General features: G+C 46.8%; 14 protein-coding genes, 1 tRNA gene and 1 pseudogene. 13 read left to right on the forward strand and 3 right to left on the reverse strand.

What is annotated here, in order from left to right:
• The coding region (locus ICN31_RS06130; RefSeq protein WP_255530925.1) for a LysR substrate-binding domain-containing protein at positions 1 to 617 on the forward strand (617 nt) is incomplete at its 5' end.
• 37 nt (positions 618 to 654) lie between these two features.
• Here ICN31_RS06130 and ICN31_RS06135 read toward each other — a convergent pair.
• Positions 655 to 739 (reverse strand) — tRNA-Leu (locus ICN31_RS06135).
• Positions 740 to 891: 152 nt separating this feature from the next.
• On the opposite strand from ICN31_RS06135, the gene ICN31_RS06140 reads away from it, so the two are divergent.
• From ICN31_RS06140 to rng, 8 genes and pseudogenes are all read left to right on the forward strand, one after another.
• Positions 892 to 1,611 carry a YebC/PmpR family DNA-binding transcriptional regulator gene (locus tag ICN31_RS06140; RefSeq protein WP_088524796.1) on the forward strand — a complete coding sequence of 240 codons (720 nt, stop codon included), beginning with the start codon at positions 892 to 894 and terminating at the stop codon, positions 1,609 to 1,611.
• Positions 1,612 to 1,629: 18 nt separating this feature from the next.
• On the forward strand, positions 1,630 to 2,907 hold the full coding sequence (gene purD / locus ICN31_RS06145; protein WP_216259611.1) for a phosphoribosylamine--glycine ligase: 1,278 nt from the start codon (positions 1,630 to 1,632) through the stop codon (positions 2,905 to 2,907).
• Positions 2,908 to 2,942: 35 nt separating this feature from the next.
• Positions 2,943 to 3,854, forward strand: a complete 912-nt coding sequence (hemF, locus tag ICN31_RS06150; protein WP_216260803.1) for an oxygen-dependent coproporphyrinogen oxidase — start codon at positions 2,943 to 2,945, stop codon at positions 3,852 to 3,854.
• Positions 3,851 to 4,540, forward strand: a complete 690-nt coding sequence (locus ICN31_RS06155) for a nicotinate-nucleotide adenylyltransferase (RefSeq protein ID WP_216259612.1) — start codon at positions 3,851 to 3,853, stop codon at positions 4,538 to 4,540. The genes hemF and ICN31_RS06155 overlap by 4 nt, the downstream gene beginning before the upstream one ends.
• Before the next feature lie 46 nt (positions 4,541 to 4,586).
• Positions 4,587 to 4,976, forward strand: a pseudogene (gene rsfS / locus ICN31_RS06160) (ribosome silencing factor); the annotation flags it as partial.
• 57 nt (positions 4,977 to 5,033) lie between these two features.
• Positions 5,034 to 5,477, forward strand: coding sequence for a 23S rRNA (pseudouridine(1915)-N(3))-methyltransferase RlmH (gene rlmH, locus ICN31_RS06165; RefSeq protein WP_216259613.1), 444 nt, complete (start codon positions 5,034 to 5,036; stop codon positions 5,475 to 5,477).
• Positions 5,478 to 5,481: 4 nt separating this feature from the next.
• Positions 5,482 to 6,105 (forward strand): Maf family nucleotide pyrophosphatase, encoded by a 624-nt coding sequence (locus ICN31_RS06170; RefSeq protein ID WP_216259615.1) that lies wholly within the window; start codon positions 5,482 to 5,484, stop codon positions 6,103 to 6,105.
• Positions 6,102 to 7,565: a ribonuclease G gene (gene rng, locus ICN31_RS06175; protein WP_216259617.1), complete on the forward strand. Its 1,464-nt coding sequence runs from the start codon at positions 6,102 to 6,104 to the stop codon at positions 7,563 to 7,565. Before ICN31_RS06170 ends, rng begins: the two co-directional genes overlap by 4 nt.
• 5 nt (positions 7,566 to 7,570) lie before the next feature.
• Here rng and msbA read toward each other — a convergent pair whose 3' ends face one another.
• Positions 7,571 to 9,334 carry a lipid A export permease/ATP-binding protein MsbA gene (gene msbA, locus ICN31_RS06180; RefSeq protein ID WP_216259619.1) on the reverse strand — a complete coding sequence of 588 codons (1,764 nt, stop codon included), beginning with the start codon at positions 9,332 to 9,334 and terminating at the stop codon, positions 7,571 to 7,573.
• 10 nt (positions 9,335 to 9,344) lie between these two features.
• On the opposite strand from msbA, the gene ICN31_RS06185 reads away from it, so the two are divergent.
• From ICN31_RS06185 to ICN31_RS06195, 3 genes are read left to right on the forward strand one after another with little or no spacing between them, the layout of a single operon-like run.
• Entirely contained in the window at positions 9,345 to 10,106 is a 762-nt protein-coding gene (locus tag ICN31_RS06185; RefSeq protein ID WP_216259621.1) for a glycosyltransferase family 2 protein, read from the forward strand.
• Complete coding sequence (locus ICN31_RS06190) at positions 10,103 to 10,882, forward strand: glycosyltransferase family 2 protein (protein WP_216259623.1); 780 nt, start codon at positions 10,103 to 10,105, stop codon at positions 10,880 to 10,882. The genes ICN31_RS06185 and ICN31_RS06190 overlap by 4 nt, the downstream gene beginning before the upstream one ends.
• Positions 10,883 to 10,886: 4 nt before the next feature.
• A complete protein-coding gene (locus ICN31_RS06195; protein ID WP_216259625.1) occupies positions 10,887 to 12,047 on the forward strand; it encodes a glycosyltransferase family 9 protein in 1,161 nt (386 codons plus the stop codon).
• Here the strand turns inward: ICN31_RS06195 and dnaE are convergent.
• Entirely contained in the window at positions 12,044 to 15,661 is a 3,618-nt protein-coding gene (dnaE, locus tag ICN31_RS06200; protein ID WP_216259628.1) for a DNA polymerase III subunit alpha, read from the reverse strand. The genes ICN31_RS06195 and dnaE overlap by 4 nt on opposite strands.
• 3 nt (positions 15,662 to 15,664) lie before the next feature.
• Between dnaE and gluQRS the strand changes: the two genes are divergently transcribed.
• Entirely contained in the window at positions 15,665 to 16,612 is a 948-nt protein-coding gene (gene gluQRS / locus ICN31_RS06205) for a tRNA glutamyl-Q(34) synthetase GluQRS (RefSeq protein WP_216259631.1), read from the forward strand.

A 16,612-nucleotide genomic window follows, 5' to 3' on the forward strand; every position in this document is an offset into this window, starting at 1 on the left:
CTAAAGTTCTCATGGAGTTTACAAAACGCTTCCCAAAGGTACGCGTCAGTATTGCGCAAGGTAATCCTGGGCAAATTGCTGAACTCCTCACTCATGATCGGGCTGATATCGCGATTGCCACTGAAGGGATCGCCAATACACCTGGAGTCCTTGCTCTACCTGGGTATCAATGGCAACACGTGGTGATGGTGCCATTAAGTCACCCACTTCTAAATCAAGCCACGGTGACATTAGAAGAAATTGCAAAGTATCCGATCATTACATATGACAAAGCCTTTGCAGGCCGCAGCAAAATTGATGCCGCTTTTGCCCAAAGAAATATCACGCCAGATATTATTTTGGAAGCGATCGATGCCGACGTGATTAAAACTTATGTAGAAACTGGCATGGGTATTGGGATTGTTGCAGGTCATGCCTATGACCCTGATCGGGATCGCAACCTCAAGGTAATTTCAGCAAGTCATTTGTTTGGCAATAATGTTACCCATCTTGGCGTCAAACAAGGTGCTTATTTAAGGTCTTTTGTTTATACCTTTATTGAACTCTTCTCGCCGACATTAACCAAGAAAATCGTTGAGCAAGCAATGAATAACGAATCTGATTCGTATGAGATTTAGAATTTAGTGGAACTCAAAGACAAAATCGTCATTTGAGTGGTGCCTCGGGGCGGACTCGAACCGCCACGCCTTGCGGCACCGGATTTTGAGTCCGGCACGTCTACCAATTCCATCACCGAGGCAGGTGTTTGCAGTGGAAATTCTGCTAACTAGGATGCTTTATTACTGCTAAGACATGAGAGTGTAACAAAAAACGGCTCTCAATCGTCTATCTTTGGTCTAGAACCCTTTAAAATGAGGTCCTCTAGCCAAATTATTACAAGGAATTACCCGTATGGCCGGCCACTCGAAATGGGCCAATATTCAGCACCGCAAAGGTCGTCAAGACGAAAAGCGCGGCAAGATTTGGACAAAACTCATTAAAGAAATTACTGTTGCTGCCAAATTAGGTGGTGGCGATGTTGCCACTAATCCTCGCTTGCGCTTAGCGATTGATAAAGCCAAAGACTCCAATATGCCCAACGACAATGTGCAAAGAGCTATTGCCCGTGGTACCGGCTCACTGGAAGGTGTGAACTACGAAGAGATTCGTTATGAAGGCTATGGAATGAATGGTGCTGCCATCATTGTCGATTGCTTAACCGATAATCGCACTCGCACTGTTGCTGAAGTTCGCCATGCTTTCAATAAAAATGGTGGCAATATGGGCGCTGAAGGATCGGTTGCGTTTCTCTTCAAACATTGCGGCCAAATGTTATTTGCACCAGGCACTAGTGAAGACCATTTGATGGAAGTCGCCTTAGATGCTGGCGCAGAAGATGTGATTACGCATGAAGACGGCTCACTTGAAGTGCTCTCACCAGTTCCTGATTTCTCAAAAGTACAAGACGCTATGAGTAAAGCGGGTCTCAAGCCTGAATTAGCTACTGTAGCAATGCGTCCCGAAACCGAGATTACTCTCGAAGGTGATCAAGCAGAAAGTATGCAAAAACTATTAGACGCTCTTGAAAATCTGGATGATGTTCAAGAAGTATTTACAAACGCCGCTCTTTAAATAGAACTTTTACTCACTATGAAAATTCTTCTCATTGGATCTGGTGGACGCGAACATGCTCTAGCGTGGAAGCTTGCCCAATCGCCTCAAGTACAAACTGTCTATGTAGCGCCCGGAAATGGCGGCACTGCTACCGCTAAACAAACTGGCGCTGGTATTGAGAACTTACCAATTACAGACTTACAAGAACTGGCAGACTTTGCCAAGCGTGAGAAGATTCATCTCACTGTAGTTGGACCAGAAGCGCCCTTAGCCGCCGGTATTGTGGATGTCTTTCGCAGTAACGGTTTACGTATTTTTGGTCCAACGCAATTAGCAGCACAACTAGAATCCTCTAAGGATTTTTCTAAAGCATTTATGAAGCGTCACGGCATTCCGACGGCTGATTACCAAACATTTAGTAGCGCCCTTGAGGCACATGCCTATATTGATGCCAAAGGTGCACCGATTGTGATTAAGGCTGATGGGCTTGCCGCTGGTAAAGGTGTTGTTGTTGCCATGAACTTAGAGGAAGCACATGGAGCAGTAGATATGATGCTAGCTGATAACAAATTAGGTAATGCGGGTGCACGTGTTGTGATTGAAGAATTCCTGACTGGTGAAGAAGCCAGTTTTATTGTGCTCGTTGATGGCAAGAATGTTCTCGCACTAGCAACTAGCCAAGATCACAAACGCTTGCTTGATGCTGACCAGGGACCTAATACTGGCGGGATGGGTGCTTACTCCCCCGCTCCCGTTGTTACACCAGAAATCCATGCACGTGCTTTGCGTGAAGTCATCATGCCAACAGTCAAAGGCATGGAAGCAGATGGCATTCCCTATACGGGTTTCTTGTATGCTGGCTTAATGATTGCACCAAATGGCAAGATCAAAACCTTAGAGTTCAATTGCCGCATGGGCGACCCAGAAACACAGCCGATCATGGCTCGCCTGCGCAGTGATCTAGTAAATGCCTTAGATCATGCTGTTGATGGCAAGCTCAATGAGGTAGATCTAGAGTGGGATCGTCGGACGGCCTTAGGGGTGGTGCTAGCAGCTCATAACTATCCAGATACCCCACGCAATGGCGATGTCATTAGCGGCATTCCGGCTGATACTGAAGATCAGATTACTTTCCATGCAGGTACTAAATTGGAAGATGGCAAGATACTCACTTCAGGCGGTAGGGTAATGTGCGTAGTAGGCCTTGCGGATACTGTTCGTGGTGCGCAACAAAAAGCCTATGATGTCATTGATCAGATTCAGTTTGATGGCATGCAATATCGCAAAGATATTGGTTATCGCGCAATCAAGTAAATAGGTAGACTCACTTGACAACACAACACACCCAAATTGACATAACAGCGCTAAGAGATTATTTCTTAGGCTTGCAAGATCGCATTACGAGTGCAGTTAGTGCTCTTGATGGTAAAGCCTTTGTTGCTGATGAATGGCATAAACCTGAAGACAGCAAACTCAAGGGCTATGGTCGCACTTCCACTTTAGATGGCGGCAACATCTTAGAAAAAGGTGGCGTGGGTTTCTCGCATGTCCGTGGCGATCAAATGCCGCCTTCCGCTTCCCATCATCGCCCTGAAATGGCCGGCCGCAGCTTTGAAGCATTAGGCATGTCATTGGTATTTCATCCAAACAATCCTAAAGCCCCTACTACCCATATGAATGTACGTTGCTTTATTGCGCAAGCTGTGGATAAAGAACCGGTTTGGTGGTTTGGTGGCGGCTTTGATCTCACACCCTATTACGGTGTTGACGAAGACTGTAAACACTTTCATCAAACTGCTAAAGATGCTCTAGACCCATTTGGTGAAGAGCTCTACCCTCGCTTTAAAAAATGGTGTGACGAATATTTTTATTTAAAGCATCGTGATGAGCCCCGCGGTATTGGTGGAGTGTTCTTTGATGACTTTAATGAGCTAGGCTTTGAGCAGAGTTTTGCAATGACCCGCGCAGTGGGCGATGCTTTTATCAACGCCTATCTGCCGATCTTAAAACGCCGCTATCAAGATCCTTTCACACCAGAAGAAAAATCTTTCCAAGAATATCGTCGTGGTCGTTACGTGGAATACAACCTGATCTTTGACCGGGGCACTATCTTTGGACTGCACTCTGGCGGAAGAACAGAATCAATCCTCATGTCGATGCCCCCAGTGGTGCAGTGGTGGTACAACTGGCAGCCTAAGCTAGGCACGCCCGAGGCTAAGCTCTATGACTATTACCTCAAACCACGCGATTGGTTAGCTTGAGCAGCATTCAGAAAATTGGCATTCTGGGTGGAACTTTTGATCCGCCGCATATTGGCCACTTAAAGCTAGCAAGTCATTTTGCAAAGATATTGCAATTAGATCAATTACTTCTCATACCTAGCGGTGAGCCTTGGCAAAAAGGTGCCGATATCACTCCTGCAGAAATTCGGTTTCAGTTGACGGAAGGGGCAGGTATAGATTTAGCTAGAGCGTTCTTGTATCTAAAAATTCCAACCCAAATTGGAGTTGATCGAATTGAAATTGAACGAGCAGGTCCAAGCTATAGCATTGATACTGCCAAGTCCCTCAGAGAGCGCTTTGGCCCTAAGGCCAGTCTAACTTGGCTAACAGGTGCAGACTCCCTAATTCATCTTCCAAGCTGGAATTCTTGGCGTGATTTATTTAAATATATGAACTTTGCAGTTGCGAGTCGGCCGCACTACGATCTAGATACTGAGATGAGCCCTGAAATCAAGGAAATATTGAAAGTACGCCAAGTATTTGATCCAGCAGCGCTGATCAATGAGCCATCTGGACTCATCTATGTAGATGAAAGCTTGTCAGTCGATCTCTCCTCTACTGATCTGCGCAATCGCCTCAAAACACCTGCCCACGAACAGATTGCTTCAGAGCAAATCCCCACTCATACCTTAGAAATCATTACAAAGCTGGGCTTGTATCAGTAATCAAGCTAAGATCACCCTAAATACTAAAAAATATCATTGAGAAACCATGGACTTACGTAAATTACAACGCGTCATTATTGATGCCCTAGAAGATGTTAAAGCGCAAGATATACGCGTATACGACACCACTAAACTCAGTGAGCTATTTGATCGCGTGATCATTGCCACTGGTTCAAGCAACCGTCAAACACGATCACTAGCGATGTCAGTTAAAGAAGATGTCAATGCTAAGGGTGGTGAGGTGATCTCCATCGAAGGGCTAGAAACTGGTGAATGGGTATTGGTAGATTGCGGCGATATCGTTGTTCATATCCTACAACCGATGCTGCGTTCTTACTACCAACTAGAAGGCATGTGGGGTGCAAAACCTGTACGCGTTAAATTGGCTGGTAGTAAGGGACTTGTAAAAGCCAGTGATTTAGAAGACGACGAAGAATAAGTTCGTCTCGCTTTTTTCCCTGCCCCATTCTTTGCCTGATTATTCGTCTTACTCATGCGCTTAACCATCGTTTCTGTTGGTCACAAAATGCCCGATTGGGTTGCTACAGCAACCCAAGACTATGTCAAACGGATGCCAGCGGACTGCAGTATTGAAATTAAAGAAATCAAACCTGATCTTACGCCTGCCAAAGAAGCGATCAAGATTGCTGCTGCTATTCCAAAAGGCTCAAGAGTGATTGCCTTAGATGAACGCGGCAAAGATCAGACAACACAAAATCTAGCAACTCAACTGGCCTCATGGCGCCAAGAGGGCTTTGATATCACCTTTTTAATTGGTGGCGCTGATGGCCTAGACCCTAGTCTGAAATCCAATGCGCAAGCAATGTGGCGACTCTCTAGCTTAACCCTGCCACACGCTATGGCTAGAGTATTACTCGTTGAACAACTGTATCGCGCTTGGACTATCTTGCAGGGTCACCCCTACCATCGTGAGTAATCCTGTGTACTCTTTCATCTATCTCGCCTCACAAAGTCCACGACGCCAAGAGTTATTAAAACAAATGGGCATCCGCTATGAGATGTTAGCACCCAGCCCCGGTGAAGATAGTGAAAGCATTGAAACCCCCCTTCTTCATGAAAAAGCTCGCGCCTATGTTGAGCGTGTTACCTTAGCGAAAAGCACCACTGCCTTGGCACGCTGGCAAAAAAGTGGTCTTACGTGGGCGCCGATCTTATGCGCTGATACCACTGTGAGTCTGCCCGGTAATAGTGAAGGTGAGATTTTAGGAAAGCCTACGGATGAAACTGACGCTGCCCGCATCTTAAATATGCTCAGTGGTAACACTCACGAAGTTCTGACAGCTGTTGCCCTGACTATTGACCCAAGTCAGAGCCCGCTTTGCTTGGTGCAGACATCAAAGGTTCATTTTGCCAAGCTATCGCCAGAGCAGATAGCTGCTTATATTGCCGGCGGCGAGCCTTTCGGAAAAGCGGGTGCCTACGGTATTCAAGGGCTTGGGGGTGCTTTCATCCCTTCGATTGAGGGGAGTTATAGCGGTATCATGGGATTACCCATTTTTGAAACTGCACAACTTCTAGAGCGCGCTCAGGTGACATGCCTATGAACGAAGAAATCCTCATCAATATCACCCCGCAAGAAACGCGGGTGGCCTTGATTCAGCAAGGTGCCGTTCAAGAACTGCAAATTGAACGCACACGTCAACGCGGTATTGTTGGCAATATCTATCTTGCTAAAGTCGTTCGCGTACTGCCTGGTATGCAATCTGCTTTTATTGAAATTGGTCTTGAGCGCACGGCTTTTATGCACGTAGCTGACATTGTCCAAAATAATCCGCTAGCCCAAATTGAAAAGCTATTGTTCGAAGGTCAAACGATCTTGGTGCAAGTACTAAAAGATCCTCTTGGGACTAAGGGCGCTCGTTTGACAGCGCAACTGAGTATTGCTGGTCGCAACTTGGTATATCTGCCTCCAGCAGGCAGCGATCCTGCTACAGAAAAATATATCGGTGTATCTCAACGCATTGATCAAGCAGAAGAGCGTGAAGCAATTAAAGTCAGGCTAGCTGGCCTGATGGCTGCCGATGAAAAAGGCGGCATCATTGTACGCACTAGCGCTCAAGAGGCTTCCGATACCGAGCTTTTACATGACATGCATTACCTACGCACTACCTGGGAAAATATTCAGGAGGCAAAAAAACATCAAGCGGCACCAAGCCTGCTATATCAGGATCTGAGCCTAGCTGAACGCGTTTTGCGAGATATCGCCGGTGAAGAGACTACCCAGATTCGGGTGGACTCTGCTGAGAACTTTGAAAAGCTCAAAGTATTTTCGAATCTGTATATGCCCAATCTATTAGGTAAGCTAACGCTTCATCGTGGTGAGCGCGCCCTCTTCGACTTATTTGATGTCGATGCTGAAATCAATAAAGCTTTGGGTCGTAGAGTAGATCTGAAGTCTGGGGGCTACCTCATGATTGACCAGACAGAGTCCATGACAACAATTGACGTGAACACGGGCAGTTATGTCGGTGCCCGCAATCTAGATGACACTGTCTTTAAAACCAATTTAGAAGCAGCTCAAGCTATTGCTCGGCAATTACGTTTACGTAACCTCGGTGGCATCATCATTATTGACTTTATTGATATGCTCGGCAAAGATCATCAAGAATCTGTTCTCTATGAACTCAAGCGCAATCTTGAGCGCGATCATGCTCGCACATCAGTGAGTGAATTTTCTGCATTAGGCTTAGTAGAGATGACACGCAAACGAACTCGTGAGTCCTTAGCTCACATCACCTGCGAGCCATGCGCTACCTGCATGGGTAAGGGCGAAGTAAAAACCGCTCAAACCATTTGCTATGAAATCTTGCGTGAGATTGTGCGGGAGCATCGCCAGTTCAATCCACGCGAATTTAGAATCGTTGCAGCCCCTGATGTCATTGACTTATTTCTAGAAGAAGAAAATCAATTCCTGGCTCAACTGGGTGACTTTATTGCTAAGCCGATCACTCTTCAAGCTGAAGGCAGCTTTCGCCAAGAACAATACGATATTGTTCTGAGTTGATTTATTTAAGCGTTTGAAAACTGAATGCGGTGAAGGTTGGCATACAGGCCATCTTTTTTGATTAAGTCTTCGTGTGAGCCATTCTCAACAATTTGGCCATGTTCTAGAACCACAATACGGTCAGCATGCTCAATCGTCGATAAGCGATGGGCAATGACTAAGGTTGTTCTGCCAGCCATCAGGCGGTCTAGGGCATCTTGCACTTGTCGCTCCGACTCGGAATCTAAAGCAGAAGTAGCTTCGTCCAAAATTAAGATAGGGGCATCCTTATAGATTGCCCGAGCGATTGCCAGACGCTGACGTTGACCCCCAGATAGGCGATTGCCGTTATCACCAACCATTGAATCAATACCTTCTGGTAGTTCTTTAATGAGAGCGCCCAGGTTAGCCGCCTCTAAAGCCTCGATTACTCTTCCCCGATCTATCCCTTCTTGACCGCTAGCACCATAGGCTACGTTTGCAGCAATCGTATCGTTAAATAAGATGACATCTTGGCTCACAAAGGCAATTTGCTTTCTGATGTCAGCCAATACGATATCTTCTAAGCGAATATCATCCAAGAAAATATGTCCGCTTGTTGGTTTGAAGAAACGGGGCAGCAAATTAACTAGCGTAGATTTTCCGCCGCCAGATGGCCCAACAAAAGCGACTACCTCACCAGGCGCAATAGAAAGATTAATTCCGCGTAAGGCATCTTGTCGGCCCACCTCTTGTTCATACGAGAAACCAACATCCTCAAAGCGAATGCTACCTTTGGCTTTGTCCAAGGACTTCATATTGAGCCTGCGTTCCTCAGCCTCTTCCAAAGGTTGATCCATGAGCCCAAAAATCATCTCGGCTGCTGTAAGGCCTCGTTGCAAGGGTTGATTGATATCGGCTAGGTGCTTTAATGGAGAAATCACCAATAACATTGCCGTGATGAAGGCGGCAAAGCCGCCAACTGTCGTACCTTCTGTAGCAGACTGCAGTAAGGCGACTACTAGCACTACTGACAAGGCCATCGAGGCAATGAGCTGTGTTATTGGCTGGTTCAAGCCACCTGCTACAGCCGACTTCAATGCAAATTGGCGAAGGCGCTCAGCTTTTTCGAGAAAGCGATTCATCTCATATTGCTCAGCACCATGCACTTTAATAATCCGATAACCAGCAGCAGCCTCTTCAACGATATATGCAAGATCACTCGTCAGAGTTTGCTGCTCACGATTGAGAGATCGTAGGCGGCGGTTAATCTTACTCATGATGTAAGCAATGATTGGAAAAATAATTAGGACAATTAAAGTCAGTTTCCAGTTTAGATAAATTAAGTAGCCCATCAGACCAATCACCGTCAGGGAATCACGCACTAAACTAATTAACATCCCACCCATAATGGAAAGAACATTATTGACTTCAAATACAACCGCATTGATCACATGAGATGCTGAATTTTGTTGGAAAAAGATTGTTTTAGCGTGCAGCAGAGTTTGAAACATTTGCTCGCGTAACTTTAGAAGAACCGAATTAATCACACGCGACAACAAATAGTTGGATAAAAATTGAGCTAAGCTACGAACCATCGCTAAGCCAACCAAGAAAACAGGTACCTGCCAAAGCTGATTATTCATTTGACCTGTAAAGCCGCGATCAAGCAAAGGCTTCATCAAGGCAGGAATTGAAGTCTCTGAGGCGGCGACAAAGGCCATGGCCACCAAAGACCCAATAATCAAGCCAATATGGGGCTTAAGATAGGTAATTAAGCGATTTAGGGCAATTCGGTCTTGAGCATTCATATAATGAATTATGCCCACCTTATCAGTCATACTCATCACCCGCAATGAAGAGGCCAATTTGGACGATTGTCTAGCCTCTCTAGAGGGCATTGCCCAGCAGATCGTTGTGGTCGATACGGCCAGCACAGACCGTACCCTTGAAATAGCCCAAAAATATGGGGCGGTGATTGCCAGCCCACCCGATTGGCCCGGTTTTGGCCCCCAAAAGAATCGCGCTTTGGATCTGGCAACCGGGGATTGGGTGCTCTCTCTAGATGCAGATGAAAGACTAACCCCTGCCCTTAGAGCTGAAATTCAGGTAGCTATTCAACATAGCGCCCAGGTGAACTGTTTTGCTATCCCAAGACTATCTTGGTATTGCGGACGCTTTATTCGTCATTCTGGCTGGAGTCCGGACTATGTTGACCGCCTCTTTAAGCGGGGAACCGCCTGCTTCTCGAATGACCTAGTGCACGAGAGATTAATTCCAAATGGGCAAGTAGCTAAACTGGAAAATCCAATGTTGCATTACAGCTTCATGAACTACTCACAGGTTTTACAAAAGATCGATCGCTACTCCACCGCCTCTGCAGAGCAAGCCTTTGCCAAAGGTAAAACGAGTAGCCCTCTCAAAGCAGTACTTCATGGCTTCTGGGCGTTCTTTCGCACTTATATTATTCGCACAGGCTTCTTAGATGGTGCTCAAGGATTTGCTTTGGCAATCTCTAATGGCCAAGGCACTTACTATCGTTATATCAAGTTGTGGCATCTCAATCAGGATTCTAGAAAATGATTTCGATTTTGTTGGCCACCTACAACTGGCCACAAGCTCTCAAACTTTGCTTAGAGTCTCTTGAGACACAAACCGATCGCCATTTTGAAATCATCATTGCCGATGATGGCTCTACCGATAACACCAAGAAAGTCATTGAACAGTTCAAGACCTCTTCGTCCATTGCTATTAACCACTTATGGCAAGAGGACCAAGGCTTTCGGAAAACCATCATTCTGAATCGAGCCATCGCTGCTGCACACGGTGACTATTTAATATTTCTGGATGGGGATTGCATAGTTCAGCCTGATTTTGTTGCACGTCATCGCTCATTGGCACAAAAAGGATATTTAGTAACTGGTAGCCGAGTGCTCCTGAATGAAAAACTCACTCAAGAGCTACTGACTTGGTCTCATTGGAACTTTAAGCGCTTTAGCGCCAGTCTTTTGGGTGAAAGATTTAGTGGTGGCATTAATAAATATTGGCCTCTCAAGATGAAGTTTGGCAATGGCCCTTGGCGGGACTATCAAAAGTTTGTCTGGCGTCGTATTAAGGGTTGCAATATGGCTTGCTGGAAAGCAGATGCTGAGGCTATCAATGGCTTTGATGAAACCATGACTGGCTGGGGTCATGAGGATGCCGATTTTGTATTTCGCTTGCAACGGCACCAGATCATTCGTAAATCAGGATCATGGGCTACTGAAGTTTTACACCTCTTTCATAAAATCCATGATCAAAGTAATGCCGCTGAGAATGCCCGGCGCGTTCGAGAAAAAATTCTAGCGAAGGCCATGTAAGCAGATGAGTGCCTTCTCAGATCTAAAACCTAAAAAAGTATTATTCATCGCTACGCGACAAATTGGCGATGTGCTGGTGACGACTCCGCTCATTAGCAAGGCTAGAGAGTTGTGGCCAGATGCGCAGTTTCATTTTCTAGGCTATCGCGGCAAGCTCGATATGCTGTACGGCAACCCTGATATCGCGAAGATCATTGAGACCTCTGATCGCCCCGGCTTCGGCGAATACCTATCACTGTTCAGCACATTATTTCAGCGCTATGACTTAGCCATCGTTACTCAACCTAGCGATCGGGCCTATATTTATGGCTTAGTTGCTGCTTTTAGAAGGGTCGGAGTCCTAGGTGGTCATCCCCAAGGCAAAGAGGTGGAGGATAAATCTAAGAGAAGTAAAAGTGAAAAGCAAAACGCTTGGAAGAAATTCATCTGCATGCATACGGTAGATGTGGATTACTTTAATCAACACGTCATTGCAGAGAAACTGCGCTTACTCGAAGTCTTCTTCAGAAACCCAGCAGATCTGTTTAATAAACCGATTTCTGTAACACCACCCGTTGGTGAACCACTGACACCTGTGATTACAAATGCGCTCACCCAACCCTATGTCGTGATTCACCCAGGACCACTTACCGCATATAAGCGCTGGCCTCTAGCGCACTGGCAGCACCTGATTACTTGGATTGTTAGTAGAGGGTTTCAGGTGGTATTGAGCGCCTCGCCTGCGAAGCAAGATGTGCAACTCAATCACGACATCATCTCTCTTTTGGGTGATTCGACTGCTAGCAAAGTCATTAACACTGCAGGCAAACTCTCTATTCCACAAGCGGGCACGCTCTTACGAAGTGCCGTACTCTATATTGGTGTTGATACCTCCATTACTCATTTGGCAGCGGCTTGTAACACTCCGACGATCACCTTATTTGGGGCAACCCCCCCAACAAACTTTGGCCCATGGCCCAATGGTTTTATTGGTGAACAACCTTATCAACTTCGAGCTCGCTCACAAACTGTTGGTAATGTCACTATCTTGCAAGGTCCTGGCGAATGTGTGCCCTGCCGCAAAGCAGGCTGCCTTGATCGTGCTGATAGCAATAGTGAGTGCTTAGATTTATTAGAACCTGCTCAAGTCATCACAGCGATTGAGCAAGCGATCAAAAGTACTTAGTGGTACTGAACCTGAACTGGGTCTTTTTGTTTTGAGGCTAGCAATTGATTGAGGCTGTGTAGGCAAGCGTCATCGGGGTAAATGCGTAACTCTTCTGGGAATTGCATTAAGCAAGCCCCGCCACTCGTAGTCACAGCAGCGGTTAACATTAAACCCTTGACGCCATCATTAGAGCCGGGCATTACTGGTCGAGCAGGACTCAACTTGGGATCCCTGACACGATTGGTCATCAAATAAGGTCCGATTTGACTACGTAGCATCTTGAGATCAATTGCAGAATCAATGCAGACGTGTACATTGCGAGCAAAACGCATACGCGCGCCAGTAATATCCATCACTGCTTCTGAAACTACCCGCATACCACCCGAGAATTTATCTGGTGTGACGTTGACCTTAGCAACTAACATCTCATCTTCTTTGAGCCAGGAACGATTCGGTTCATACACTTCGCTATAAAGGGTCACCTCAATAGCGGCGCTACCATCATCAATCGTGGCAATCATCATGCGGCCGCGTTGACCTGTGAGCATCCGAGCTGAAGTAATAATGCCGGCAATCAATTGATCTTTACCTTCAGCTACCTTGGCTAAAGGTTGACGAATGAAGTGTGCAGTTTCATCACGATAGGCATCAAACATATGCCCTGTTAAACAAAGCCCTAAAGCAGTCTTTTCTTCTTGCAGGCGTTTTTTCTCAGACCAGACCGGCTCACGAACTAGTTCTGGAAGATGGCGATCTTCTTCTCCAGCAGCTTCAAACAAACTCACCTGATGAATCGAGGCTTCTGCTTGTTCTGCAGCTTCAATGGCTCTTGCTAGTGAAGCTAATAAGGTAGAGCGGATGTCATAGAGATTACCGCCCGCAGGAACTAAATCACGGTAGAGGCTATCGAATGCACCGGCACGCATGAGCGCTTCAATGGCACGGCGGTTCACTTGTCGGCGATCGACTCGGGCGCAGAAATCAAATAGGTCTTTAAATGGTCCGCCAGTCTCGCGCGCTTTGACAATCGCTTCAATCGCAGCTTCGCCTGTACCTCTGACAGCGCCTAAACCGTAGCGAATGTGGCTAACCGGTGAATCCATTGCTGCATCAGGTGCACGCAAGGGCGTGAACTCATAGACACCCGTATTGATATCGGGGGAGAACACACGAATCTGATTGGCCAAGCAATCGTCATACAAAATCTTCACCTTATCGGTGTCATCCATCGCGAGCGATAAGTTAGCCGCCATGAATTCAGCTGGGTAGTAGGCCTTGAGCCAAGCAGTTTGATAAGCTAAGAGTGCATAAGCAGCAGCATGGGATTTATTAAATCCATAGCCCGCAAAACGCTCCATCAAGTCATAGATCTCATTTGCTTTACCTTCACTAATGCCGCCTGCTTTTGCGCCATCACTGAAAATCTTGCGGTGCTGCGCCATCTCTTCTGGCTTTTTCTTGCCCATCGCACGACGCAACATATCAGCACCACCTAATGAGTAGCCGCCAATCATCTGCGCCATCTGCATCACCTGCTCTTGATAGACCATGATGCCGTAGGTCTCTCGGAGTACTGATTCAATACGCGGATCTGGATACTCTACTTTTTGACGACCATGCTTACGCTCAATAAAGTCTGGAATCAGGTCCATTGGGCCTGGTCGGTATAAAGCTACCAAGGCAATAATGTCCTCAAAGCGGTCAGGCTTGGCTTCACGTAGCATGCCTTGCATGCCACGGCTCTCTAACTGGAACACGGCAACGGTATTGGCTTTCTTGAGCACATCAAAGGCTTTTTCATCATCAAGCAACATATCGCTAATACTCCAACCCTTGCGATCAGCATGAAGTGCTTTAATCCAGCGCTCTGCGGCAGCTAAGATGGTCAGCGTGGTCAAGCCTAAGAAGTCAAACTTCACCAAGCCAATGGCTTCAACGTCATCTTTATCAAACTGACTGATCACCGAGCTGCTATCTTGATCCTTGCTCTCTTGCGTGTAGAGCGGACAGAAATCAGTCAGACGTCCGGGAGCGATCAATACACCCCCAGCATGCATACCGACGTTGCGAGTCATGCCCTCTAATTGCTGTGCAAGAGAAAGTAACTGCCGCACTTCATCTTCATTTTTCTCACGCTCGGCTAATTGCTTCTCTTCTTTCTTGGCCATTTCAATAGTCATATATTGACCTGGCTTATTGGGAACGAGTTTGGCAATACCATCTACGAAGTTATAGCCCTGCTCTAGTACGCGCCCTACATCCCGAATCGCTGCTCGCGCTGCCATCGTGCCAAAGGTAGCAATCTGACTAACTGCATCTTTACCGTATTTATCTTTAACGTACTGAATCACGCGGTCACGACCGTGTTGGCAAAAATCGATATCAAAGTCGGGCATCGAAACTCGCTCTGGATTTAAGAAACGCTCAAAGAGCAAGTTATAGCGAAGTGGGTCAAGGTCGGTAATACCCAGGGAGTAAGCCACTAAAGAGCCAGCGCCTGATCCACGGCCAGGGCCTACCGGCACGCCATTATTTTTTGCCCAGTTAATGAAATCCGCCACGATGAGGAAGTAGCCCGGAAATCCCATTTGAGAAATCGTCTTCACCTCAAACACTAAACGCTCGCGATAGCGTGGCATTTCCTTAGCGCGCTCTTCTGCATCCGGGAAATTACGCTCCATATGACGCTCAAGCCCAACTTCAGATTGGGCAAGTAAATATTCATCTAGCGTAATGCCGGGAGGTGTCGGGAAATCTGGCAAGCGTGGCTGACCCAGCACAAGTGATAAGTTACAGCGCTTGGCAATTTCCACGGAGTTTGCTATTGCAACAGGCAAATCTGCAAAACGCTGTTCCATTTCTGCTTGCGTTAAGAAGTATTGCTCATCATTAAATTTTTTCGAGCGTCGTGGATTACCTAACAACTCACCTTCAGAAATACAGACCCTTGCCTCATGGGCCGTGAAATCGCTCTTTTTCATGAACTGCACAGGGTGGGTTGCCACTACCGGTAACTTCAGCTCACTAGCAAGATGGCAGGCTAGCTGGAGCTGCTTCTCGTCTTGGTGATGGCCACCCCGTTGAACCTCAATATAAAAAGACTTGGGGAACAATTTTTCATAGCGTTTTGCAGCAATTTTGGCTTGATCTTCTTGACCCGCTAATAAAGCAGTACCAACCTCACCTTGGCGCGCTCCTGAGAGCGCAATCAATCCATAAGTCAGGGTTCTTTTAGCTTTCTTATCTTCAGCTTTTGCAGCGGGCTCACTAAACCAAGCGGAGTTCACTTCAGCGCGACCACGCGATTGGTTCTCTAAAGAAGCTCTACTGAGTAACTCACAAAGATTGAGATAGCCAGAATGGTTTTGCACTAAGAGTAATAAACGATATGGCTGATCTGGATCTTGGGGATTGCTCACCCAAACATCGGCACCCGTAATCGGTTTAATGCCAGCCGCACGGGCTGCCGTATAAAAACGCACTAATCCAAATAGATTACTGAGATCAGTCAGGGCTAAGGCACCCATTTCATCTTTGACAGCGGCGGCTACTGCATCGTCAATACGAACGACTCCATCCGTAATCGAAAACTCGGAATGAAGGCGAAGATGTACAAAACGGGGTGAAGCCATGAGATGATTTTAGCTGTGTCTACATTGAAAAACCTCTCATCCCCAGCCGACGCCTACCGCGGGCGATTTGCCCCCTCTCCCACTGGCCCACTCCATGCTGGATCCTTGCTTGCCGCCCTGGGAAGCTGGTTAGATGCCCGTAAAAATGGGGGTCAATGGCTGCTCAGAATCGAGGATTTAGATACCCCCAGGTGCATTCCTGGGGCAGACCAACAGATCCAAGCGCAACTTCTTGCCTGCGGCCTTGCTTGGGATGAAGAGCTCACCTACCAGTCTGAGCGCCAAGGACTCTACCAGGAGGCCTTAGAGCGATTTAATGAGCTCAAATTACTCTTTCCCTGCACCTGCTCGAGGCAAACCATTGCCAGTACTCTGGCTAACTTGGGAATTGAAACCCCCCGTCATCAGGAAATGGTTTACCCAGGAACATGCAGGCCAGATCAGTTACAAACCAATTCACCAGAACTATTAAAGACAAGCAAAGTCGCCTGGCGACTTGCCCTGCCCGAGAAATGTCATATTGAGTTTGAGGATGTAGCGCTGGGTCATCAAAGCCAAGACCTTAATACAGCAGTGGGCGACTTTGTTTTACGTAGAAGCGATGGTTTATTTACTTATCAACTGGCAGTAGTAGTCGATGATGCGCAGCAAGGCATCACTCATATTGTGCGTGGCGAAGATTTACTAAGCAATACCGCCCGGCAAATTCATCTGCAAAAGATATTGGGATATGAAACCCCCCAATACCTTCACCTACCTTTGGTGCTCGATGAGCATGGGGAGAAATTGAGCAAGCAAACCTTGGCAGCCCAGATTAATACCGAAGATGCAAAAGGCGCTCTTGCAGAATTACGCAAAGCAGCACAGCATTTGGGATTAAGAAATTTGCCTGATGGTGAGAACATCACCATTGCAGAGTGGCTTTTAGCAGCCACCCATGCTTGGCGCTGA

Origin of the sequence: Polynucleobacter sp. UB-Piko-W3 (genome assembly GCF_018881635.1) — a bacterium.
GTDB lineage: Bacteria > Pseudomonadota > Gammaproteobacteria > Burkholderiales > Burkholderiaceae > Polynucleobacter.